The sequence below is a fragment of the Sphingobacterium sp. UBA3549 genome, assembly GCF_002376635.1.
In the GTDB taxonomy this organism is placed as follows: Bacteria; Bacteroidota; Bacteroidia; order Sphingobacteriales; family Sphingobacteriaceae; genus Sphingobacterium.
The window spans coordinates 1-25,639 of record NZ_DFOE01000036.1; the positions used below are offsets into that span (position 1 = coordinate 1).

Annotated in this window: 21 protein-coding genes; 14 read left to right on the forward strand and 7 right to left on the reverse strand. The window is 39.0% G+C overall.

The genetic code is table 11. The features are described 5' to 3' along the window. Positions 1-55: 55 nt before the first annotated feature. The 3 genes from B2W36_RS18530 to B2W36_RS18540 form a co-directional block, all read right to left on the reverse strand. Complete coding sequence (locus B2W36_RS18530; protein ID WP_293883322.1) at positions 56-445, reverse strand: RidA family protein; 390 nt, start codon at positions 443-445, stop codon at positions 56-58. Between the two features lie 63 nt (positions 446-508). Then, positions 509-1,090, reverse strand: a complete 582-nt coding sequence (locus B2W36_RS18535) for a Crp/Fnr family transcriptional regulator (RefSeq protein WP_293883320.1) — start codon at positions 1,088-1,090, stop codon at positions 509-511. 42 nt (positions 1,091-1,132) lie between these two features. After that, positions 1,133-3,934 (reverse strand): PAS domain-containing hybrid sensor histidine kinase/response regulator, encoded by a 2,802-nt coding sequence (locus tag B2W36_RS18540; protein WP_293889169.1) that lies wholly within the window; start codon positions 3,932-3,934, stop codon positions 1,133-1,135. A gap of 298 nt (positions 3,935-4,232) precedes the next feature. On the opposite strand from B2W36_RS18540, the gene B2W36_RS18545 reads away from it, so the two are divergent. From B2W36_RS18545 to B2W36_RS18585, 9 genes are all read left to right on the forward strand, one after another. Further along, on the forward strand, positions 4,233-4,628 hold the full coding sequence (locus B2W36_RS18545; protein ID WP_293883316.1) for a hypothetical protein: 396 nt from the start codon (positions 4,233-4,235) through the stop codon (positions 4,626-4,628). Positions 4,629-4,796: 168 nt separating this feature from the next. After that, entirely contained in the window at positions 4,797-9,140 is a 4,344-nt protein-coding gene (locus B2W36_RS18550; protein WP_293889170.1) for a CusA/CzcA family heavy metal efflux RND transporter, read from the forward strand. Between the two features lie 2 nt (positions 9,141-9,142). Continuing rightward, positions 9,143-10,297, forward strand: a complete 1,155-nt coding sequence (locus tag B2W36_RS18555; RefSeq protein WP_293883312.1) for an efflux RND transporter periplasmic adaptor subunit — start codon at positions 9,143-9,145, stop codon at positions 10,295-10,297. A gap of 10 nt (positions 10,298-10,307) precedes the next feature. After that, on the forward strand, positions 10,308-10,757 hold the full coding sequence (locus B2W36_RS18560; protein ID WP_293883309.1) for a thioredoxin family protein: 450 nt from the start codon (positions 10,308-10,310) through the stop codon (positions 10,755-10,757). Beyond that, positions 10,754-11,680 carry an FAD:protein FMN transferase gene (locus B2W36_RS18565; protein WP_293883303.1) on the forward strand — a complete coding sequence of 309 codons (927 nt, stop codon included), beginning with the start codon at positions 10,754-10,756 and terminating at the stop codon, positions 11,678-11,680. Before B2W36_RS18560 ends, B2W36_RS18565 begins: the two co-directional genes overlap by 4 nt. After that, positions 11,677-11,907, forward strand: a complete 231-nt coding sequence (locus tag B2W36_RS18570; protein ID WP_293883301.1) for a DUF4266 domain-containing protein — start codon at positions 11,677-11,679, stop codon at positions 11,905-11,907. The genes B2W36_RS18565 and B2W36_RS18570 overlap by 4 nt, the downstream gene beginning before the upstream one ends. Before the next feature lie 30 nt (positions 11,908-11,937). Continuing rightward, complete coding sequence (locus tag B2W36_RS18575; protein ID WP_293889172.1) at positions 11,938-13,140, forward strand: DUF3570 domain-containing protein; 1,203 nt, start codon at positions 11,938-11,940, stop codon at positions 13,138-13,140. Further along, positions 13,141-13,923, forward strand: coding sequence for a phosphatase PAP2 family protein (locus B2W36_RS18580; protein WP_293889174.1), 783 nt, complete (start codon positions 13,141-13,143; stop codon positions 13,921-13,923). A gap of 172 nt (positions 13,924-14,095) precedes the next feature. After that, positions 14,096-14,992 (forward strand): nuclear transport factor 2 family protein, encoded by an 897-nt coding sequence (locus B2W36_RS18585; protein ID WP_293889176.1) that lies wholly within the window; start codon positions 14,096-14,098, stop codon positions 14,990-14,992. A gap of 104 nt (positions 14,993-15,096) precedes the next feature. On the opposite strand, the gene B2W36_RS18590 is transcribed toward B2W36_RS18585, so the two are convergent. Beyond that, positions 15,097-15,948 (reverse strand): AraC family transcriptional regulator, encoded by an 852-nt coding sequence (locus B2W36_RS18590; protein ID WP_293883292.1) that lies wholly within the window; start codon positions 15,946-15,948, stop codon positions 15,097-15,099. An 85-nt stretch (positions 15,949-16,033) separates the two neighbouring features. Here B2W36_RS18590 and B2W36_RS18595 point away from each other — a divergent pair, with 85 nt between their 5' ends. From B2W36_RS18595 to B2W36_RS18615, 5 genes are all read left to right on the forward strand, one after another. Beyond that, positions 16,034-16,981, forward strand: coding sequence for an NADP-dependent oxidoreductase (locus B2W36_RS18595; RefSeq protein ID WP_293883290.1), 948 nt, complete (start codon positions 16,034-16,036; stop codon positions 16,979-16,981). Positions 16,982-17,043: 62 nt separating this feature from the next. After that, positions 17,044-17,640 (forward strand): NAD(P)H-dependent oxidoreductase, encoded by a 597-nt coding sequence (locus tag B2W36_RS18600; protein WP_293883288.1) that lies wholly within the window; start codon positions 17,044-17,046, stop codon positions 17,638-17,640. 124 nt (positions 17,641-17,764) lie between these two features. After that, positions 17,765-20,731 (forward strand): response regulator, encoded by a 2,967-nt coding sequence (locus B2W36_RS18605; RefSeq protein WP_293889177.1) that lies wholly within the window; start codon positions 17,765-17,767, stop codon positions 20,729-20,731. 120 nt (positions 20,732-20,851) lie between these two features. Further along, a complete protein-coding gene (locus B2W36_RS18610; RefSeq protein ID WP_293883283.1) occupies positions 20,852-21,823 on the forward strand; it encodes an aldo/keto reductase in 972 nt (323 codons plus the stop codon). Beyond that, positions 21,824-22,633, forward strand: a complete 810-nt coding sequence (locus B2W36_RS18615) for a helix-turn-helix domain-containing protein (protein ID WP_293889178.1) — start codon at positions 21,824-21,826, stop codon at positions 22,631-22,633. Between the two features lie 124 nt (positions 22,634-22,757). Here B2W36_RS18615 and B2W36_RS18620 read toward each other — a convergent pair whose 3' ends face one another. The 3 genes from B2W36_RS18620 to B2W36_RS18630 all read right to left on the reverse strand — a co-directional run bounded on the left by B2W36_RS18620 (position 22,758) and on the right by B2W36_RS18630 (position 25,570). Next, complete coding sequence (locus B2W36_RS18620) at positions 22,758-23,471, reverse strand: hypothetical protein (RefSeq protein WP_293889179.1); 714 nt, start codon at positions 23,469-23,471, stop codon at positions 22,758-22,760. 29 nt (positions 23,472-23,500) lie between these two features. After that, complete coding sequence (locus B2W36_RS18625) at positions 23,501-24,196, reverse strand: hypothetical protein (protein ID WP_293883274.1); 696 nt, start codon at positions 24,194-24,196, stop codon at positions 23,501-23,503. 372 nt (positions 24,197-24,568) lie between these two features. Next, the gene (locus B2W36_RS18630) at positions 24,569-25,570 is read right to left on the reverse strand and encodes an alpha/beta hydrolase family protein (protein WP_293889180.1); all 1,002 of its coding nucleotides are present in this window, start codon (positions 25,568-25,570) and stop codon (positions 24,569-24,571) included. Positions 25,571-25,639: the final 69 nt, after the last annotated feature.

The window sequence follows — 25,639 nt, forward strand, 5'->3', positions numbered from 1 at the left end:
CACAGTTTACTTTACACCCTCCCAGAATTAGCGCTAATTGCTGGGCGAAATAATTTTATTTGACAACTGTTGCTTCGAATTCAATCTTGAGTGTCTCAAAAAGTTTGTTAACTTCCATAACGGTGGTTGCCTGCTGTAATTGGTGCTTTTTAATCCAGAGCTGAAGAACATCGAAATTTTTAAATAACTCTTCCTGTTCGGTTGTGTAAACATTAAGTCGAACAATATTCTTTATTTCAAATTGAGACTGAAAAATGACTTTTTCAAGATTTTCTAGCGCCATCAATATCTGGGTTCTCATATCGGCGTCGCTAGAAATTCCATCATCGTCGATTGCTGTCTGTCCTGAAACATACAGCGTGCTCCGTGCATTTTTAACTTCTACAGCTTGCACATAGTCTCTAGCATCCTGCCACTGCCAAGGGTTGATAACTCTCTTTTCCATGTTATTTATTTTAGTTAAAGAAAGTTCAAAGTTCGTCGAAATGAATGCATGTTTTGTGTGACATTAATCACAATAACTTGGGCTCCGAAAAAATCGGCTTAACGTTTCCCTTGAAACTCCAAGATAAAGTGCCAGCGTAGTCTTGGGAATCCGCTGTAGCAGTAGAGGATAATATTTAAGGAAATGCTCGTATTTTCCTTGTGCAGATAAGGTCATGAGAGAAAGAATCCGGTGCTGGCTGGAAATATGGCCTCTTACAGCCTTGTTTAGAAAAAAATGAGTCATTTTGGGAACTTCTTGCAGCAATCGATGGTATCCCCCGTACGAAAGTTTTAAAACTCTGGTATTTTCAATACATCTCAACGATTGCGAAGCTCTAGTTTGGGTATAGAATGCATGGTAATCAGTTTCCCACCAGGCATCCATAGCAAACGATATAATGTGCTCATTAGCGTGATTATCCATAACCGAAAGTTTTACAAGTCCCGATAAAATAAAGTACATATGTTCCACTTTATCGTTCTCTCGTATAATGAAATCTTTCTTTTTAAACGTATCGCTAACGAAGAATGTCATAATGTGTTCTATTTCCTTTTCGGAAACATCGATTGTTTGCTTTATATCGTTGATTAGAAGTTGGCTCATGTCTAGCAAATATATGAATATGCGTATTATGGATAAACTTTTTTAGTATCGTGGCAACCATTTGTACAATAGCTCCGTCAACGTTTTCTTAACAAAGGGTTTCACCGCAAAATCGTCCATGCCAGACGCAATACACCTTTCTTTCTCACCTTTAATATTACTCGCAGTCAATGCTATAATCGGTGTACGATTTTCTTGGTCCTCATTTTCTCTGATTAATTTGCTTAATTCATAACCATTCATCTTAGGCATTTGAATGTCCATGAATACCAAATCTGGCGCATGTTCCTTAAATAATTCATACCCCTTCACACCATCGGAAGCCTCTATGATCTCAGCATTAGGAAGAAGATTCTGCACGATAGTATGGGTGAGTAACATATTGAATTTATTGTCTTCTATAATTAATATTTTGTGTTTTGACTCCAAGAAAATGGTTTCTTCATCGTTGGATCTGACTGATTTAACATGCTGTTTTAATACGCCAACCAACACAGAATATAACTGATCGATCTTAAAGGGTTTATTAATAGAAGGAGTGAATTCACTGTTAATACTATCAGCGGCATGGCTTTCTACGGTAGATAACATTAAAATAATCGGCTGTTCAGTATCATTGTAGATTAGTTTTTCTCTAATTTTTTTTATTGTATCCATACCGTTCATTACAGGCAGATCATGATCAATAATAATCATATCATACCGATGTCCTTTGGCTAATAATTGGAGAACTTCAAATCCGTTATCAGCTAAAGACACATTGACTTTCTTAATATTTAACATTAATGCAGTATTAGCTCTGTCGGTATCTTCCCGAGCCACAATCAGCATATGTAAGGACTCCAAAAGTTTCCACTCATATACCTCACCTTTTAAGGATCTTATGGTTATTTCGAAATAAAATTTGCTCCCTTCCCCATATTCACTTTCTAATTTTAGTTGACTACTCATCATTTTTAGCAACTGATTTGAAATACTAAGTCCAAGTCCAGTTCCTCCAAACGTTTTGCTTATTGAAGCGTCTTCCTGCGAAAATGCTTCAAATATTTTTTCCTGTCTGTCTGGTTTAATACCCATCCCGGTATCAGTAACACTAAAGCGTAGCGTTGTGGTGCTGCTGTCGGTAGAAAGTACATCAGCAAGAAGCTCAATCTTTCCCTTCTCAGTAAATTTTAACGCGTTGCTTAGTAGATTCATGAGCACTTGTTTTAATCGAAGAGTATCAACCCAAATATAATGCGGTAACGATTCAGATAAGCTCAACTTAAAATCTAACTTTTTGATTTTTAATTGAGGATCGATCAAACTCGTTAACTGAGCAAGCATTTCGTATAAATCACTTTTCTCAACTAAAAGTTCTAATTTCCCTGCTTCAATTTTAGAAAAGTCAAGTATATCATTGATAACTCCCAAGAGAAGATTAGCGGACTGATCGATGATAGATAGATACTCTTTTTGTGTAACATCAAGTTTTGTACGACTCATTAAATCCGTAAAACCAATAATTCCATTAAGAGGTGTGCGAATTTCATGACTCATATTAGCCAAAAATTCAGATTTTGCTTCACTTCCCTGGTCAGCAAGTTTTTTAGCTTTTTTTAATTCTTCACGCTGCAAAACACTCTTCGTGATATCGGTGGCTATGCAAAGATAACCTATAATCTGGTCCGAAATATCCCGAATTGCCGTAACAGCTACAGATACATAAAGTTGGGTCAAATCCTTTTTTACATATATCCATTCTCGCTGCTCTGATCCATAACGTTCCGCATTCTCAACAAATACCCTAAATTCACTAACAGGATAGCCCAGTTCAATTTCCAATTCATTGGCGCGTCCTTTTATTTCATTGCTACTATGAAATAATGTTGGGCTAATTTTTCCGATAACTTCCTCACTGCGATATCCTAAAAGGTTTTCAGCTCCCCGATTAAAAAGTGTTATCAACCCTTCTGAATCAGTTGCAATAATGCCTACTGGAGTTGTAGCGTTTAATACATCTTCAAGCAGTTTTTTTGACTGCATCGAATCCTCCTCAGAACGCTTTCGCTTATCAACATCCTGAAAAGTCCCATATAGTCGAACGCATTTCCCATTATCAAACGCTGCATTTCCAAGGACTCTAACCCATAGTCTTTGGCCTTGATATGTTTCAATCTCCAATTCCAGATCCCAAGGTGTTCCAGTAAAAATAGCGTCATTCATAGCCCTAACAATTTTCATTCTATGTTGCGGATCCTTGTAAAAATCAATTGCTGTTTCGACAGTAGGATTATAATCCATAGAAACGCCATGGATAGTTCTAGTCATTTCAGACCAATTGATTGAGTGTTCTATTAAATCATACTCCCAGCCACCTACCCTAGCCACTTTACTCGTCATGTCTATTGTGGATTTTACATATGCCAATTCACTGCTTAGATTAAAACGGCTATTCCTATCGTAGAGCAGTTCAAGCACTTCGAGGCATAATAATGATAAGAGCGTATGTTGATTATCATCAATGTCTCTAACATTGCTATCCATAACGCTTAAAAAACCAACCGTCTTTCCATCTGGATTTTTTAGTGGTATTTCCAAGTAGTACATGATGTTATATTCTTGGAAAACCACGGAATTACGCAACAAACATCGCTCATTCTTCAGATCTGAAAGCTCTGAATGAATACCATCATCAAACATATAATCCAGGAACACTTTGTCTACACTGACATTTCCTTTAGCATCGTGGAAGTATGTACCGACAAAATTTCGATTATTATCAAATAAAGTTAATATGGCCATCTCCGCATAACTGATCAATTTAGCCTTAAGGAGCACCCGAAAGAAATCATCCTTAATCATATCAGCTATCAGCCTATAATTTTGATCAGCTACGAAGTGAAAAGTGTTTTCGTTTTTAGGATATCTTTGGTTGTGAATAAGGCCATAATATGCTAGAGAAATTTAAAATATATGAACAAAACAACCGTGTTAATCAAATGGTTTTTTAATAAAAAAGATTTAAGTTGAATTATAGCTTACTGGTGCCCTCCTAATTAAACTAGTTACTGAGTAATAAAGCTTGAGTAGAAAATAAAATTCAAGAAAATATTTGATGGCAAAACAAATTCAATACTATTTTTTAATAACTTTGTATAGGATGAAAAAAATGCTTGCTATATGCTTTTTGACGATCTATATCGCCTCTGCAACAGAAATTGCGCAGTTGTTGCGGTTTCCATTGTTGATTGAGCATTATTTTGAGCATAAGGCGAAAAATCCACAGCTATCTGTCTTCGAATTTCTAAAGATTCACTATAATGGGGATCACCTGGAAAACCATCCACATGATGACGACTTTGAAGAAGATCAGAAGCTCCCATTCATAATGCATACAGCTTCATACTATGCTGTTTTTGTTTGCCCTCCCACTATAGAAGTGGAAATGCACAATAGCTCCCAACCGAAGCAGCATACCACTACTCCAATCCATAACGATCGGTTTATAGACGATACATTTCTTAGTTCCATCTGGCAACCGCCAAAATTCTGTTAATATATTCCTCTTTTTATTAGGATAAAGACGTCCGCAGTTCAGCATCTTTCTTGACAGTAAATGCCTATAATTTCTGTATTGGAAATACGGAAGCATTTTTCAATGTCAATATATTGCTGTTCATTCATGTCTTTGTCAAAACTTACGATTTAACAGAATCAAATTGATATGCTTACGAAAATTATTGAGTTCTCTGTAAAGAACAAACTCATTGTCGTGCTGTTGATGTTGGCTTTGATCGGTGTAGGTGCTTATCAGGTGACGAAATTGCCTATTGATGCCGTGCCCGATATTACCAACAATCAAGTGCAGGTCATTACAATAGCTCCATCCTTTGGAGCAACAGATATTGAAAGGCTCGTTACTTTTCCAATCGAACAGGCCAACAGTAATATTGGTGGATTACAGGAAATCCGGAGTTTTTCGCGATTTGGCTTATCCTTGGTAACCCTTGTTTTTGATGACAATATCGATATCTATTGGGCGAGGCAACAGGTAGCTGAGCGTCTCCAACAGGCGCAACAGGAAATCCCACCTGGTATAGGTTCTCCGCAGTTAGGTCCGATTTCAACAGGTCTTGGCGAAATATACCAATATGTTATTCGCCCGGGGCATGGATATGAGGGTAAATATAATGTGACTGAGCTCCGTACAATCCAGGACTGGATTGTCAGAAGGCAGCTGCTGGGTGTTAAAGGTGTAGCCGAAGTCAGCAGTTTTGGCGGTAAACTTAAACAGTATGAGATCGCTGTAAACCCCGACAGGCTAAATGCTTATGGGATTACCATTAACGACGTCTTTGATGCCCTCAACACCAACAATCAGAATACCGGCGGTGCTTACATCGAAAAAGGACCGACAGTGCTTTACATCCGAAGTGAAGGATTGGTTGGCACGATTGAAGACATTCAGAATATTGCGATCACAGGGAAGCAAAATAACTTACCAATTTTCATTCGGGATGTAGCCGATGTCCGCACGGGCTTTGCAACGCGATATGGTGCCATGACCTACAATGACAATGGTGAGGTGGCTGGAGCCGTCGTCATGATGCTTAAAGGAGCCAACAGCAGCCAAGTGATTGCGGATGTAAAGGCCAAGGTAGAGGAAATCCGAAAAACCCTACCCAAAGGAGTCGTCATAGAGCCATTTCTAGACCGTACCAAAATGGTCAATAATGCCATCAGCACCGTGCAGATAAATCTTTTGGAAGGCGCACTTATTGTGGTCTTAGTGCTGGTCCTCTTTTTGGGCAACATACGCGCCGGATTGCTCGTAGCTTCCGTCATTCCGCTAGCCATGCTTTTTGCAATCTGTATGATGAACCTTTTTGGGGTGAGTGGTAACCTAATGAGTCTTGGTGCACTGGATTTCGGATTAATCATTGATGGGGCAGTCATTATTGTTGAATCCGTCATGCATCAGCTTATGCAACAGCAACGATTCAAAGCCCTATTCAAAGTGCCCGCTTCTGAAATGGACGATTTGGTAACAGCATCAGCCGGTCGCATGATGAACAGTGCTGTCTTTGGACAGATCATTATTCTGATCGTTTACCTTCCAATCTTAACGTTGCAAGGAATCGAAGGCAAAATGTTCAAGCCTATGGCCGAAACGGTTGCTTTTGCGCTATTGGGTGCATTCCTTCTATCGCTCACCTATATTCCGATGATGAGCTCATTCCTACTTCGGTCAAAAAGTAACAGACCTTCGATTTCGGATAAGCTGATGAAAAGACTGGAAAAGTTTTATCTACACACACTACTCAAAGTACTGCGAATTCCAAAGACAATTTTTACACTGGTGATTTTACTTTTTATAGGAGCTGTAGTGGTACTCAGTCAGCTAGGTGGTGAATTTATCCCTTCACTGGAGGAAGGTGATTTTGCGGTGGATACCCGCGTACTCCCGGGAAGCAACCTGACGACGACCATTGAAAGCACCCAGAAAGCTGCCCATGTCTTAAAGAGCAGATTTCCGGAAGTAGAAAAAGTAGTCACCAAAATTGGCAGTGGCGAGGTGCCAACCGATCCTATGCCCATGGAGGCATCGGATATGATGGTTATTTTAAAAGACAAGAAGCAATGGACTTCGGCACATACGTTTCCTGAACTTGCTACAAAAATGAGCGAAGCATTGAAAGATGTCCCCGGTATTACCGCGGGTTTTCAGTACCCCGTCCAAATGCGGTTCAATGAGTTGATGACGGGGGCACGTCAGGATGTTGTCCTCAAAATATTTGGAGACAACCTGGATTCCCTAACTTTACATGCTCAAAAAATAGGTAAAATTATCGAAACAGTCCAGGGAACCCAGAATCTTTACATCGAACCGATTGCTGGGCTTCCGCAAGTTGTCATATCCTATAATCGCCCCATCATAGCGCAGTATCACCTCTCGATTGCTGAAGTGAACAGAACCATCAATGCTGCCTTTGCTGGACAGCGAACAGGTCTGGTATTCGAGGGTGAGAAACGATTCGACATGGTCGTACGGCTTGCCGCCAGAGACCGAAATAACATTACTGATATCCGTAACCTTTTAATACCTACTCCCATGGGAAACCAAATTCCATTGTCCCAATTGGCCCGTGTAGAGATTGTACAGGGCCCTAACCAGATCCAACGGGAAAATGCGCAACGGCGGATTGTTGTCGGATTTAATATCAACGGTCGAGATGTACAAAGTATCGTTCATGACCTACAAGCTAAGATTGAAAAAGAAATCAAACTTCCAACTGGATACTCCATCAAATATGGCGGCTCTTTTGAAAACCTCAATAACGCCAAACAGCGCCTGTTGATTGCTGTACCTATTGCGTTAGCGCTAATTTTTATACTCTTATTCCTTGCATTTAAATCTGTTAGAGAAAGCTTATTGATCTATACAGCTATACCATTATCAATTATCGGTGGCGTGTTCTTACTGGCGCTGCGGGGAATGCCTTTTAGCATTAGTGCCGGAGTTGGATTTATTGCGCTTTTTGGGGTCGCTGTGCTCAATGGAATCGTATTGATATCTGAATTTAACCGACTTCGAAAAAGCGGCATCCGTAATATTGTGCGTATTGTCGTTGATGGTGGAGAAAATCGGTTACGTCCTGTTTTAATGACCGCATCGGTGGCCTCACTGGGATTTATTCCAATGGCGCTGAGCAACGGAGCTGGAGCTGAAGTACAACGCCCTTTAGCAACTGTGGTTATCGGTGGTCTCCTTATTGCGACACTATTAACTTTATTTGTGCTTCCACTGCTTTTCGTAACGATGGAACGCGGATTTAAAACGCGTAAATTAAAAGGAAAGCAAATTGTACCGCTTGTGATAGCCTTTGTTGTTTTTGCAACAGAAAAATCCACAGCACAGACCAAGATCACTTTAGATCAGTCTATTGAACTTGCGCTCCAAAACAACCGAAACATAAAAATTGAAAAACTGCGTGTAGCCTATGCAAAGGCAATGATAGCGACATCCACTGCTGATGTTCCTCAAACGGACCTAAGCTTGGATTACGGGCAGATCAATAGCGCCTATCAAGATACAAAAATCAGTGTCAGTCAACGTTTTGGATTTCCTGCTGTCTACAGAAGGCAACGCGCACGCTATACCGAAGAATGGAAAAAAAGCCAGCTCAATGTCACTCTCAAAGAGTTTGAGCTGAAAAAGGCTGTCAGTCTAACCTACTATAACATCTTGTATTGGCAGCAAAAGGAAATACTTTTAAACGAGGCATTGTCCCTTTATAGCGGCTTCCTTGACAAAACTATACTACGTAAAAAAGCAGGAGAAAGTAATGCCTTAGAAAGCGCAACAGCGGCAAATCAAAAGGCAGCAATCACAATCCAATTGAGACAGGTGGCTGATGAACTAAAAGTCTTTCACCTCCAATTTCAATGGTTGCTAAATACACCAGAAGCCTACAGCCCTATCCAAGTGGAAAAGACTATTTTCGTTCAGTCATCGGTAGTCGATCATCCTTTACTCAAAGTACTGGAACAAGAAAAGATAATCGCAGCTCAGGCGACTGCAGTGGAAAAATCCAGGCTGCTTCCCCAATTACTGCTAGGCTACAATCTGAATAGTTTTAAAGGTGCAGGGCCTGATAACAGAATTTACGAAGCGAGTCCAAGATTTCATTCGGTGCAGTTAGGGCTCTCCATACCGGTATTTTCGAGCGGACAGCGTGCCCGGATCGAAACGATGCGCCTGGCTGAAGCCATTGCCAGCGATGAATTGCAAAATGCACAATCTGCGCTTGAAAGACGAGCCCAAGAATTTTCTCAACGCTATCAGACCAGTCTTGCTATTGTCAATCAATATGAATCCGAGGGACTCAAAAATGCAACAATAGTTTTTGAAACAGCACAGAAGCAGTTTTCCAATGGAGCAATTGACTATCTCGAATTTGTCACTTTAATCAATCAGGCGATCTCGCTGAAAAGTAGCTATACAGATGCATTGTGGCAGCTCAATGAAAATGCCATTCAACTTCATTACATCATGATAAATCAATAGAAATGAAAACAAAAAATATGATAGTCCAATACATCGTCCTTATGTTGACAACAACTGTCATCTCTTGCCAGGGTAATAAAGGAGATGTCTCACCGTCATCACCCAAGTCGAAGGACGAAACTCTTGTCTCCTTAACGGAAGCGCAACTGCACAATACCCAAATAGAAACTGTAACGCTCTCAGACCAGCCGATAGCCATCATCTTAAAACTGAATGGAAAAATTGATGTCCCGCCTCAGAACCTGGTATCGGTAAGTATTCCTTTGGGGGGATATTTAAAAAGTACCAACCTGCTGCCCGGTATGAAAGTATCAAAAGGCGATATTATTGCTATCGTCGAAAACCCTCAGTTTATTCAACTGCAGCAAGACTATCTTGCCGCCCAGTCGAAATTACAATTTGCCCAGATCGACTACAGACGTCAAAAAGAACTCAACCAGAGCCAGGCAAGCAGTGACAAAGTAATGCAGCAAGCACAGGCCGAAATGAACAGCCAGCAGATAATTATGAATGCAATCGCCAGACAGCTAGAACTTATTCATATACAACCAAGTACTATTACTGCAGGAAATATCCGTAAAAGCGCTCCAGTCTATAGCACGATCGATGGCTATGTAAGTAAAGTGAATGTCAATATCGGAAAATATGTAAATCCTTCCGATATCCTCTTTGAATTGATCAATCCGACGGACATTCATCTAAATCTGAAAGTCTATGAAAAGGATCTTGAACAATTACGTCCAGGCCAATCACTATTGGCTTACACCAATGCTAGTCCCAGTAAGAAGTATGCTGGAAAAATCCATTTGATCGGCAAAGATGTCGATCCTATAGGCATGACAGATGTCCATTGCCATTTGGATAACTATGATCAGGAGCTGGTACCAGGTGTATATATGAATGCTGAAATCCAAACGACAACGAGCTTGGGACAGGCTCTGCCGGAAGAATGTATTGTAGATTTCGAAGGAAAAAGTTACGTATTCGTCTCAGAAGGAAACAGGAACTATCGTCTGACAGCAATATCCGTTGAGGAGCCCCAAAAAGGCCTAGCTAAGGTGTTAAACGGTCGAGATTTCGAAGGTAAAAAAATCGTTAGTAAAAATGCTTATACCCTATTAATGCAGTTAAAAAACACAACCGAAGGAGAAGATTAATAAAATCACTATGAAAACATTATTAAATACGTTGGTACTAACACTGTTGTGTTATACCGCTCACGCGCAGAATCGACTGGATGTTGCTAAACAACAGGCACTAGCGCAACATGAACTTATACTGCTCAATTTTTCCGGTTCGGACTGGTGCATTCCCTGTATAAAGCTGCATAAAGAGATCATTGATACCGAGCAGTTCAAACAACTTCTAAACGAACAGATCATTGTCTTTCTTAATGCTGACTTTCCAAGAAGCAGAAAAAATCAACTGCCGGCAGAACTGAAAAAAGAGAATGCGAATCTTGCAGATCAATATAATCCTACGGGCATATTTCCTTATACGCTGTTACTGGATGCCAATGGGAAAATTTTAAAGAGCTGGGCCGGCTTACCTCGGGAAGATCGCTCTGCTTTTTGCGATGAAATCAGGACAGTTTACCAACAAATAACACGGCCATGAAAAAAGAATTTCGACGTGGACTCAAACTCATGGGTAATCATTTTGAGCTAACAGTAGTCGATGAAAATGAGGTAAAAGCTAACGCCCATATTGATGCGGCTATTGCAGAAATACAACATATAGAGCGATTATTGACCACCTTCAATGAAAACAGTCAAACGAACCTGATCAACCGTCATGCGGGCATCCGTCCGGTCAAAGTTGACCGGGAAATCTACCAACTTATCAAAAGAAGCCTGCGGATTAGCCGCTTGACGGATGGCTATTTTGATATTTCCTACGGGAGCATTGATAAGGCCCTTTGGAATTTTGATCGCAGTATGCCATGTCTTCCTGATGCAGAAACTGTTGAACGCAATTTGAGTTTAGTGAACTACAACAATATAGTACTCGATGATAAGGCAAGTACGGTATTTTTAACAAAGCAGGGCATGCGTATCGGTTTTGGAGGCATCGGAAAAGGATATGCGGCCGAAATGGGGAAACGAATATTACAGCAGCGGGGCGTAGATGCGGGTGTGGTAAACGCTTCGGGTGACCTTACCGTCTGGGGAAATCAGGCTAATGGAAAGCCATGGACCATTGGAATTGCCAATCCGGAGCAGGCAGGCCTTCCCTTTTCCTATATGAACATCACTGATACTGCTATTGCAACATCGGGGAACTATGAAAAATTCGTCCTTATAGACGGTAAAAAGTATTCTCATACCATTAACCCAAAAACAGGAATGCCCATAAGCGGTATAAAGAGTGTTACGATCATCTGCCCGAATGCTGAAATAGCAGATGCCCTTGCAACGCCGATCAGCATCATGGGTGTTCAAAATGGTATTGAGCTCATCAATCAGATTCAACAGGTAGAATGTATCATCATTGACGATGACAACCATATTTATTCATCTCATAAAATCAACTTCAAATGAAAAACAAAAGCAATAAGATATACTGGAGCCTCGCTATGATTGTACTATCGGTACTGGCCTCCTCCTGCAGTACAGTAAAAGAATACGAAAAAAATAAACTCAACGATGCTGAAATGAGGTTGGGAAACCGCCATGTCGAAAAGACTGAACTCAGCTTTCAGTCTTATAGAGAAGGTTCTTCTGGCGCAAACGCCGGAAAGGTTGGCGGCGGCTGTGGCTGCAATTAAAATGATTCCTGTTTTTTAACACACTACTAAATGAAAAAAGTATTTCTTAGCGTTGCTGCCCTTCTGGGCCTGCTGCACACAAAAGCACAGGAAAGCAAACCCACGGAAAAATCGAGGAAGCTTACTTTTGAAGAGGCAAATCTTGTCTCAAGTTATTATCATCAGGACGGCAACAATTCGGCAGTAACAGGCGGTATCGGTTCAGAAAGATTAACAGATATCTCCAATAATATCGAGGTGGTCCTCTTAAAATATGACAAGAAAGACCGGAAAAACAAATTCACATTCAATATCGGATTGGACCATTACACTTCGGCATCTTCAGATATGATCGATCTCAAGGCCAATTCCTCTGCTTCACATGCCGACAATCGAATCTACCCGTCAATTTCCTGGTCTCGGGAAAATGAAAAAAAGGGATCGACATTGATGGGTGGAATATCCCTTTCTTCAGAATTTGACTATCAATCCTATGGTGCCAATATTGGTTTTGCGCAGAAAACCAAAAACAGAATGGGCGAATTCACAGCACGATTCCAAACCTACCTCGACCAAGTAAAGCTGGTCACCCCAATCGAGCTACGCTTAAACACCAACCTTGGGTCGAATGGAAATGAGCATGATAATAACTATGGTTCAAGCGGCAGAAATACCTATGCGCTTTCACTGAGCTATTCACAGATTATCAACAGCAATTTTCAGGTGGAATTTTTGGCTGATGCCGTACAGCAATCAGGTTTTTTGAGTTTGCCCTTTCACAGGGCCTATTTTACAGATGGCACGGTGCATCAAGAAGCCCTACCCGATAGAAGATTTAAAATTCCATTGGGTGTACGGGCAAATTATTTCCTCGGCGACAAATTCATCATGCGCGCCTATTATCGTTATTACACAGACGATTGGGGAATAAAGTCCAGCACAGCAAGTCTAGAAATGCCGATAAAGCTTTCACCATTTGTTTCGCTAAGTCCTTTTTATCGGTATTACCGTCAGACTGCCGCTAAATATTTTGCAGCTTATCAGCAACACACCGGATTGGACGATTACTACACCAGTAACTATGATTTATCGCAATTCACCAGCAATTTCTCTGGTGCCGGTGTCCGTTTCAATCTTCCAAATGGACTGTTCGGTATCCGTAAATTGGATCTGTTGGAACTACGGTACGGACATTACACCAAGTCAGTGGGCATGAAGTCCGATATTATTTCATTAAATCTAAGATTTAAATAAATGAAGACCATAATCTTAACCACGATGGTATGTTTGCTCTTCGCTAATTTAGCGTCTGGAATGCATCATTGTTCAAGTCGTGATACACTGTTTGGGAACGAGTCGAATAACTTGGATTCTTTGGATAAAATGTATAAGCCAAATTATAAAACGATGATCATACCATCCCTATGCATTGGATACGGTATTCTCAGTCTTACTAACCCAAGCATAAAAGAAATCAACAGTTCAACGCGTTTTGAAATTGGAGAGCACAGCCCATCGCATATTAATTTTGATAATTACACGCAATTTGTGCCTGGAGCTTTAGTTTATGGCTTAAATGCCATTGGTATAAAAGGAATACATGGCTTTAGAGATCGTAATCTAATTTTGGCCACCGCTTTGCTAATTTCCACAGCGATCGTGACGCCTACAAAACACCTAGTCAGCGAACAGCGACCCGATGGTTCAAATAATTTATCTTTTCCATCGGGCCATACAGCTACAGCTTTTGCAACAGCTCATTTTATGTTCCGTGAATATCGTGCGCATAATTTGTGGCTCAGTTTACTCGGTTATCCTTTTGCCATATTCACTGGAACATATAGAACGTTCAATGATAAGCATTGGGTAGGCGATGTGGTTGCAGGAGCAGGCATTGGAATTTTGTCAACAGAGCTTGCCTATTGGTCATTTCCAAAACTGTCTGAATTATTTTCGAGCAAAAGGGAAAAAAATCCACTTGTTTTACCCTACTATCAATCAAATAAGTTGGGGGTCGCCTGTATTTTAAAGTTTTAAAAAATGAAATATTCTTTTTTGCCATTAATAAATCTACCGATTCATGATATAAAATGATCTATCAGACGGCTGAGCAAATTCAATACAAACTACCCTTAGGAATTAGATTATAATCATTAATTTAGGTCGATCATTATAATTTAGTTCCTAAAATTAGGTATAGGATGACAGCATGCTAAAACAACTGAAAGAAAATATCGCCAATCATATTGATCTCTCCGCACCGGATCTAGCGCAGTTTTGTGAACTATTTGCTCAAAAAAGCATCAAAAAGAAGGAATTCTTATTGTACGAAGGCGACGTTTGTAAATTTGAAGCTTTTGTCATTAAAGGGCTTCTTCGCGTATACCATATTGATGCTAATGGATTTGATAAGGTGTTATATTTCGCGGTTGAAAGTTGGTGGCTAACCGATATTGATAGTTTTACAAACCAGACACCGTCGCAGCTATGTATAGAAGCTTTGGAAGATAGTGAGCTATTGATAATTTCCAAAAGAAATAAGGAATTAGCCTATGAAGCTATACCTGCTGTTGAAAAACTTTTTCGGATCATGAGACAAAAGACACATGTTGCATTACAACGTCGGATGATAGATAATCTAAGTAAAACGGCAGATCAGCGATATCTTGATTTTATCGAAAAATATCCTAAACTTTCACAACGTCTTACTAACTTACAAATTGCAGCGTATCTAGGAATTAGTCATGAGTTTGTGAGTAAAATCAGAAAAAAAGGAAAGAACCTGGAAACTCATTTAGCGCCAAACGCTGAATGGACAGAAGCTGCGGGTTTTCCTTACGCCGGAACTTATATTGGAATAGCGGAAATTTCGAAAAATGTTTTCTATCGATTAGCAACAGAATGGATAGATTATAAGTTTACGCCCGAGAAATATATCGTAAGTGATAGTCATATCGCCGTTATTGGCACATACACAGGTACTTATAAGATTACATTAAAAGCAATGGCCGCAAGAGTTGTCCATGTGTGGGAATTGGAAGAAGGCAAAATTGTACGCTTTGAACAATTTGTGGATAGTAAAATTGTAGTAGATGCCATGAGTTAAATTAATGCGTCAGCCTTTCTTTCCTACATGCATACACTTATTTGTGACAATAACGGTATACTCTATCATCTGAAAAAAATGGCATAGCTGCGCCTGCATTTGTTTTAGGAGTCTTCTCCCATATTTAAGTGTACAGTATTGCGATAACCTTTTAAACTCAACCCTTTATGCCTTTTGAAGAACTTATTGATATGGCTTTCATCTGCAAACCCAAATTCATCGGCTAGTTCATGAACCCTTTTGTCACTAAACCGTAATCTATGTTCTATCAAACGAATACGATAGGAGGATATATAACTTTGGATGGTTTCGTTGCACTGTCTTCGAAAATAAGTACCGAGGTAAGTTGGAGATATACCGAACTGATTAGCAATTGCTGAAATTTTCAGTAATTCCGGCTCTCGAATATTTTCCTGTATATAATCCAGTATCTGCAATATTCGACCGTCTGATTTAGAGGAGATGCCATTAGGCTTCATCACAGCAATATTTCTTCCTGCAATGACAATTACAGCATTGACCAAATGACGGATAAGATCCTCGTTGTACATAGATTGATGGGCTATGGCCTGTCTTAAATTCTGCATAAGTAAAGAAACCATTTGCTGATCTTCTCTATTTACAAGGACGGAGCCAGCTATATGGGAAGCATAATATAATATACATTCCAAATGGTCAATACTTTTCCATTGGTATTCCTTTATATAGCTTTCCCCAAAACGCACAACCATAAACTCACATACGCTTTCTAAATCAAACTCGTGACGATCATGCGGTGCAAGAAGAAACATATCACCCGTATGGTAAGCGACCTTGTTCCCATTGACAACGTGAACTCCACATCCCGAAATAACATAAACCAATTCAAAAAAATTAAATTCTCTGTCACGCAATGGGCAGTGGTCCACCTTTTCATAAAAAACTTCTATTGATTGATAAATATTTTCCTTCGGCATACTGCAAAAATACCAATAAATACTGTAAAAGTACCTGTTTTAGGGACTTTTATCGGTCTATATTTGCCTAATAAATCGTAAGAAAATGAAAGCAATAATATTAGAAAAGTTCGGAAATACAACTGGTCTTGTTTACAAGAATATGGAAAGACCAAGTGTTAAAGCACATGAAGTGTTGATAAAGGTGAGAGCCATAAGTGTTAATCCTGTTGATGCTAAAGTCCGTAGCAGGCAAGCACCTTTAGCAGAAGATTTAGCACATCATGATCCATTGATTTTGGGGTGGGATGTATCTGGAGAAGTGATAGAAACCGGGGAGCAGGTTCAGCAATTCAAAATTGGTGATGAAGTTTTCGGGATGATCAATTTTGTTGGTCACGGCAAAGCGTACGCCGAATACGTCTCCGCACCAGCGGAACATCTTGCTTTGAAACCGCATAGCATTAGCCATATCGAAGCGGCGGCCAGTACCCTATCGGCCTTAACAGCATGGCAGGCGTTTGACAGTTATGGAAAATTGAGACCGCACGATCAGGTTCTTATTCACGGAGCGTCGGGAGGCGTAGGACATTTTGCTATACAGATTGCAAAACATATTGGTGCTTATGTGGTTGCAACATCATCTAATTCCAATCGAGATTTCGTCCTCAGCTTGGGTGCAGATAAACACATTAATTATAAAACGACACATTTTGAAGATGTACTTCATGACATAGATTTTGTACTAGAATCCATTGGAGGCGATAATTTCCAAAAGTCCGTAAGTGTATTAAAACCGTTTGGAACTATAGTGGCATTACCGTCTGGCCATACTAAAGACGATGAGCTTAAAGCGCAACAAAAGCAGTTACATGCCTGCTATTTCATGTCCGTTTATTCTAGCGGTGTTGATATGCAGCGAATTGCATCACTATTAGAAAGAGGTATTCTGAAACCTCATATTTCTCATGTGTACAATTTCGACGAGATGGCAAAGGCACATCTACACATCGAAACCGGCCGTACAGTCGGAAAAATAGTAGTCACTTTATAAAACGTTCAGCCATTTTACAACCACCCAGTCAAGTTATCCAGCAGCATTTTAAGTCAAAAGAAATGAAAAAAATAGTAGTCATCAACGGACATCCCGATAACGAAAGTTTCAACGAAGCATTAGCACAGTCATATATTAAATCTTCCTTAGCAAATGGCGCTGATATACGTTACGTAGCCATAGGAGCATTAAATTTTAACCCCAATCTCCAGTTTGGTTATCGACAAAGGATGGATCTTGAACCAGATTTGGTAAAAGCATTGGAAGATATACAATGGAGCCAACACCAGGTTTGGATACATCCGCTGTGGTGGGTGGGTATGCCTGCAATTATGAAAGGCTTTATCGATCGTTTATTTCTACCAGGATTAGCTTTTAAAACTGATAAAAATGGGATTAGTACGGGTCTGCTACGTTCAAAAACAGCAAGAATTATTACCACATCAGGCGATTTATCTCTGGATACTTATCAAGAAATTTATCATTCTTGTGGGCTCGTTCAATTGGAAAAAGGCATATTGGGATATTGTGGCGTGTCTTCCATTCAAAGTGCATTTATAGGCCCATTACACAATATGGATAGATTTGATAGGGCAAAATATTTGGAATATACAGCCTCGATGGCTTTTAATGATATGAATATAACACCCGCAACTTAGTTTACAGTTTTTTTTATTAGAGATTATTATAAATCGCTGTGCATATTTGATAGTTTAAAGTACGTTTGTACCTGAGTATATAATGTTCCACTTTTTTAGTATCTTAACTGTAAACAACCATACAATGCCTAAAAAAATTATTAGAAATCTTCAGATAGGTGTAGTGCTCTCCTTGATACTGCTGATTGCGAGCTCCGTAGCATCCTATATCAGCATACGAAACCAGATGGAGAATAGAGAAAGCTTCCTAAAAAGTAAGGAATCTATCAGTTTGATAAAAGATCTTCTAAACACACTCTTAGATGCTGAGACAGGCAATCGGGGATATCAGCTTACCGGTAGGGATAATTTTCTGGAACCTTTTAACAAAAGCAGGAAAGAGTATCCGCTGCTAGTTGCTCAAAAAGGCACATTTCATCTCAAAGATAAACAACAAATGAATACCTTAAGTGATCTGCTACAGACTTCAGAAGCAATGATGAAAGGTTATGTCTTACTGATTGAAAATCGTAAAAAGGGGGTATTAATGACCTCAGAAGAACTGATCCAAAATAAGAGGACAATGGATAAATGTCGTATGCTCGTTAACCAATTTGTCAAATATGAGGAAATTCAGCTCGCTATAAAAAATGAAGATCTAAATACGTCTTCTAGATGGACTATTCTATTTATCCTCTTTTCTGCAGTTGCAGCCATTGGTGTTACTATCTTCGTTTATATACAATTAAAATCCGACATCTTACGCAGAGATAAGCTCGAAAAGGATCTTTTTCGTACCAAGGAAATGCTTGAGGAAACAAGTGCGGTTGCACAAGTTGGCGGCTGGGAGGCTAATATGAAAACTGGTAAGCTCTTCTGGTCTCAAAGCACGAGGGAAATTCACAAAATCAAAAGCAATTTTCAACCAACTTTTGAAAATGCTCTTGGATTTTATGAAGGAGAAAATGAAAAACGAATAAGATATCTCTTTGACAGGGCTGTACAACAAGGAATTTCTTTTGATGAAGAGCTTCAGCTTTTGCGTAATGACGGCATTACAATCTGGGTAAGAGTAAAGGGTATTCCTGAATTTGAAGATGAAATCTGCAACAGAGTTTATGGAATTATCCAGGACATCGATACCTTTAAAAAAATGTTTCTGGAAATCACGCGGAAAGAGGCGATGATGCAATCTTTTGCCACTGATGTCCCTATTCCTTTAGCGATGTTCGACAAAGTCCTTAACTATGTTGCTGTAAGTAGCAAATGGAAAGAGGAATTTGATATTCATGATGTGGATCTTATCGGTAAAAATCTCTTCAGCACATCTCCGGATATTCCTGGAGAAAGAAAGGAAATCTACAGGGATGCATTGTTAGGACAAACTTACACCGATGGAGATTTTAAATTAAAGGTGAAGGGAAAGGAAGAAATGCAGCATTACGACCTTAAAGTGGGGCCTTGGTATCTTACAAAAGACGAGGTAGGCGGCGTAATTATTTCCATACAGAATATTACTAATGCCGTGAAAATTAATGAAGAGCTAAAAAATGCGAAAGAAGCCGCAGATCTTGCCAGCAAGGCAAAATCTGAATTTCTAGCCAACATGAGTCATGAAATTCGTACCCCTTTGAATGGGGTTATTGGTTTTTCTGACCTTCTCTTGAGAACACCACTGAATGAAACACAGATGCAATATCTGAATTATATCAACGAGTCCGGTGAAAACTTGCTTGGAATTATCAATGATATATTGGATTTTTCTAAAATAGAATCCGGAAAAATGGAGCTCTCAATCGAAAAAAGCAATATTTATGATATACTAAGCCAAGTTATAAATGTTATTCTTTATCAATGCCGGAAAAAAAATATCGAACTCTTGCTGAATGTAGAACCGGAATTGCCGAAAATGCTATCCATTGATGAAGCAAGGTTAAAGCAAATCTTAATCAACCTTTTGGGTAATTCCGTTAAATTTACAGAACAGGGAGAGATTGAATTAAAGGTAGAGAAATTACGTATAGACAATAATACCATCACTCTACGCTTTTCAGTAAGAGATACCGGAATTGGAATTCCTGCTGAGAAACAGAAATATATTTTTGATGCTTTTACCCAGGAAAACAGTTCTATTAGCAAAAGATATGGAGGCACGGGGCTCGGGCTAACCATCTCGAACAATATTTTGGGATATATGGGAAGTCATTTATCCCTAATTAGCCAAATGGGAAACGGTTCCGTATTTTTCTTCGATATCAAGGTCCCCTATGAAATCACCGAATGGCGAGATGAGGATGAGATATCTATCAAAACGGCTCTAATCGTCGATGATAATGAGTCCAACAGAATCATTTTAGAACACATGCTTGCCTATAAAGATATCAAGGTTACCTTGGCTTCTAATGGAATGGAAGCGTTAGATATCATGTTGAGAGGTGAACGGTTCGACGTGATCCTGATGGATTATCATATGCCTATTATGTCAGGATTGGAAACAATCGATAAAATAAAAGGATTGTTAAATCAGCGCAAAGAGACTACCCCATTTATACTACTCTCTGCTTCTTCAGAGGAAATGGATACGTATACATCCCGTAAAAATACTGAAAATATGTATCTATTGATGAAGCCTATAAAATCCGATGAATTATACCAAATACTTAAAAACATTGACAAAAGTAATGCAACAGAAAACATCCTTGACCAAGTTGGAGGACATTCACCGTTATTTGTTCTATCATCGGACGTACTATTGGTTGATGACAATCCTGTGAATATGGCCCTGAATAATAAGATAATCAGATCCTTTGCCCCTACTGTGCAACTAACAGAAGCTGTCAATGGTTTGCAGGCATTGGAAGAATGTAAGAAGAAGCAGTTCTCTGTTATTATTATTGATGTACAGATGCCAATAATGAGTGGTATTGATGCAACCCGATATATTAGAATGTTGCCAGGTTATCAAGATGTACCTATCATAGGCCTAACTGCTGGAAATGTACATGGAGAAAGAGAAAATTGCCTTGAATGCGGAATGAATGACCTTCTTGCCAAACCTATACGACAGGCTGACCTTTTTGAAGTACTCAAAAAATATATAAATGTTGAGTAATTATTACTTAATAATTTTAAAATCATATCAGAACCATACAGACAAGCAAATTGAACCGTGTAAGAAAGTGATTATGTTACAAAATAAAGACTTTTGTCTTATTACATTAAAATCAATCAAATGTCAGAAATTACAAGAATTCAACTGGGCAAAAATGGACCTGCGGTTTCAAAACTCGGCTTGGGTTGTATGCGGATGTCATCAATATGGGGCGGTGCTACGCCCGATGAAAAGGAGAGCATCGCGACCATCCATCAGGCGTTGGACATGGGGATCAACTTCCTGAATACCGGAGATTTTTATGGCGCAGGGCACAACGAGATGCTTATTGGGAAAGCAATTAGAGAAAGAAGGAATGATGCTTTCATCAGTGTCAAATTTGGCGCGATCTTCCATAATGGACAATGGATCGGCTTGGATCTCCGCCCTGTAGCCATTAAGAACTTTATCAATTACTCCTTGACACGTCTAGGCATTGAAGCCATCGACCTATACCAGCCCAGTAGAATGGATGGCAGCGTGCCGATAGAAGACATTATCGGTACAATAGCCGACTTGGTTAAAGAAGGTAAAGTACACCATATCGGCGTATCAGAAATTACCGCTGATCAACTTCGTAGAGCAAATAATGTTTACCCCATCAGTGCACTTGAAATCGCCTATTCTTTGACCGACCGTCAGATCGAAAAGGATCTTTTGCCGGTGGCTGAAGCGTTAGGAATTAGTGTAGTGGCTTTTGCTAATACTGCCGAAGGTCTGCTAAGTGGTCAGCTAAAAGCGCCAGTTCCTATGGATGACTATCGAAACCATTTTTCCCGTTTTCAGAGCAATAACCTAATCCATAATCTTGAAAAAGTTGACATATTAAAAGAAATTGCGCATCTTAAAAATGTCACACCTGCGCAGCTTGCAATCGCATGGGTTAAAGAACAAAGCGACAATATCATGCCATTGGTGAGTATGAGCCGCAGATCAAGGCTACCTGAAAATATTGCTGCTATGAAAATCGTATTTACACCGCAGGAGATGAGCCTTTTAAACAGTACATTTGCAATAGGTGCAATCAAAGGCAGTACATACTTACAAAGATAAATGGAGAGTCCAGCAGAAATACTTCCCGGCGTTATATTCTATTCTTACCTTTCTTCGAAGCGAAAAGAGAAAGCATGCGTTTGGAATCACCATACCCTAATATTGCAGGTATCAGGTCACATGCATCTCGAAACTACTCAACAGAATATAAGCATAACTGCTGGAGAAGTATTGCTAATTCATAAAAATCAACTTGGAACGTTAACTAAAACACCTGAAACAAATGGCCATTATGAAACAATTGTTATATCCCTGCAAGAAAATCTAATGCGTCAGATTGCGTTTGAGGAAAAATTGGAAGTTAGCGGTAAATACAGCGGACCGCTGAATCTATGTCTCCCCAATAATATATATCTCACAGGCTATTTTCAATCGATTATACCCTATGCTCGAAGCGCTGGACGTGAAATGACTGATGAAATGGGACTTTTAAAAGTCAAAGAGGGACTCAAATTGATACTGATTGCAGTGCCAGCACTACGTAACTTTTTCTTTGATTTTTCGGAAAATTATAAAATAGACCTTGAAAAATTTATGCTCCACAATTTTCATTTTAACGTTCCCATCGAGAAATTTGCACAACTTACAGGAAGAAGCCTTTCAGGGTATAAAAGAGACTTTCAGAGGGCTTTTGGTATGCCGCCACGAAAGTGGCTACAGGATAAAAGATTAAACGAAGCATGGTATTTAATTGAAAAAAAGAAAAAAAAGCCCTCAACTATCTATTTAGATCTTGGCTTCGAGAGCCTCTCCCATTTTTCTACTGCCTTTAAGAAAAAATTTGGAAAAGCGCCTACCCTAGTTGGCTAAAAAGCTTGTGTTGCACATGAACTTGACATCCAAAAACGGTGGGCGATCATCCATAACTACAAAGGCTATAAAAAAATTTAAGTTTAGTTTTTTCATAGTGCACGTACAAGATCTCCATTGATAATTATAAGATTAAACGTATGATTTTCTTTTCCTCGTCAACCGAATAATTCAATTTTCTATGAAAAAATTGCTCAAAGATCGCTGATACATCAATATAAGGATCTTCAACATCACTTACACTTCCTCCCGAGCGCCGAGACATGCCTTGATTAATGATTGTTTTTATAAATTGGGGCTGCCTTAAGGATTTTGGAGCTTCGTCGTCAGTACTGTAAGCTAACAAAAGTTGGCCATTGCGATCAAACGCACTATTTACGGTATAGTATGAACTAGCGTCAATGTATTTTCTCTCCTCCCGACAGTAAATCTTCGATTTGTCGTAATTGATAAAGGTGACGCTCCCCTGGAAAAATGGATTGCTCGGTTTTTCAGAATTGAGTTGATAGTGTTGCTCCGCTAGTGCAGAAATAAAACATACCGTGCCTGATCCTGCCTTCAAAAACACTTTCTTATCCCTAACGAAACGTTTACTGAACGCAAAAACACCTCCATTGCCGAGCTCATAGATTTTACCATTTGATGAAATCCCAATAATATAACCTCTGGCAACAAATTCCTTTTGCCACCAACCAAAAGTTTTTCCGATAAAAAATAAGGGGATTAAAAAAGGCAACACAATTAAAAATCGACCACTTTTTTGAAATAATATACTGTGTTGTGTTTCCTGCTTATTTTCGTTTTCCACCCCGTCGAATTTGGTAAACTTCTCTCCCATTTTCCATATGATTAGTTTAAGAAAAGTAACTACTCAACACCCTTGAAAGACATGATGACGCCAGAATATTTATCATGGTCTGCACCAATATATGACAGATCTATTCTTGATAAATCTTTATTGAGGGAAGCTTCTTTAAATAGTGGATAATTCATCTTTTCGATATGGTTATTCCAGTCTTCATCTGTTGTTGGCTTGATTGATTGCAAATCTTTCATTTCAAACATCGCGCGATCTGTCATTTTTTTTGACCGTTGGACGAAAATTGTATCTCCTTCTATCTTTAGAATTTTAACCCAACCGACAGGCAAACCTTCGATATTATTTCCTTCAGCGTCAGTAAAAAAACTTGCTCCATAAAGTTGACCCGCGTGTAATTGTCGAGCCGATTTCACAAGATTATCCTTTTCATTACGATATTTTTTGCCATCCAAATTTAGTTTTATACCGTAAATAATAGAGCCGACAATTGCTATTGAGGCTATCATCAAGTACCCTTTCCATAGTTTGAAATAGGGAATTTTAAGCGTCTTTTTAAATTTTTTAACCTCTTCTTTTATTTCAGGTGAATAATTTCTAGCGTGGATGACCTGTCCGTTTTGATTCACTAAACGAGACATTTTTACTAAACCTCCACCAACTGGGAATCCTAAAAATTTGGTTGCAGGTGTGATGATACTAAGATTAAAGTTCTGGGGTACGGCCTCATTTTTTAATGTTGCCAAGATATTTTTACTCCCTAGAACGTACTCGTAACGCGTATAAATGAAAAGCATAAATTGAATAAATTATAAATACTAAAATGCCAAAATTAAGAAAAAACTTTATTTGTAACAATCCTGTATCAATTAACTTATTAATACAGAAACTAATAAATTTATTTTTTGACTAATTGAATTACGACCATGTTACTTTTCAAATACTTTAGACCGTGGTATGCTAACCCGATGATATGCGATGAAATTACATTTAAAAAATAATTCGCCTCATTAAAAAGGTTGCAAGCAATTGATATATTTTAAAATTCAACATAAATTCTACCCTTAATAAATTCTCTGATAAGCATTTGAGCTTAATATTAACAAATCAGTGGTCAATTACTTCAGATGCTCTCTAAGGAAATTTTTTATTTCTGAAGCCACTTGACGATGTACCGATTTTCTGTCAATAGTTTCATGATCGTAGTAAAAAGTCGGTTCTTCATTAACTAAAAATGATTTTCCTTCATTTAAAAAAACATAATGCCCCGTTTTAACTGGAAGTACGCTATATTTTGAGCCTTTTATTACTTCACTATATTTAAGCGCATTCGATGCCAGCGGAGCAATGGAATCATCTGCGGCACCGATGATCAAAACCGAAGATTTTGTGCTTTGTTTTTCTTCCGAAAGTCCCAGTCCCAAAGCCGGAGATAAAGCTATGTTGACTTTAAATCGACTATCTTTTAAATTTTCTGGCACTTGGTTGCATGGGATTTTTTGTATGAGTTCTTGAAGATCACCCAGTTCAGGAACAACAAATTGGTTGCGATTTTTGGCTATCGATGCATTTATCTTGAGTTTATCACAATCTATTTTAACTCCAGCAAGTGCTAAAGTGGTGTATCCACCTAACGAAAATCCGATTCCCGCTATTTTACTACTGTCTATGTAACTATTATAAACAGGATCATCAAGCAATGATGAAATTAGAAAACTCATATCCAGCGGCCTATCCCAATAACGTACAAAGTTTTCAGGAATTTTATTATCGAGAGTATTTCCCCAATGATCCGGAGCTATCACAACATATCCGTCTTTAGCTAATTCAATCGCCAACCATGATAAGCTATATCGATTGCCTCCTGTCCCATGAGAAAGGACAACCAATGGATATTTTTTTTGTATAAATTCTGCATCTTTTACTGTCGGTGGTAAAACGAATGGTTGTTGCGTATTTTTAAAATTCGTACCCGTTGTTGGATACCAAATTTGGGATTTCAAAGGTCGCTCTCGAGAATGATCAGTATAAGTAACTTGCCGCTCTCCTACGTTTGTAATAGGCGTATGATAAATCATCATAAAAAGACTTAACAAAACAATACTAAATGGAATAGTCATATTTGGCACTGCTAATTTGGATCTTAACACTTTAAATAGTAAATAGAACATCTATACAACTCCCAAAGT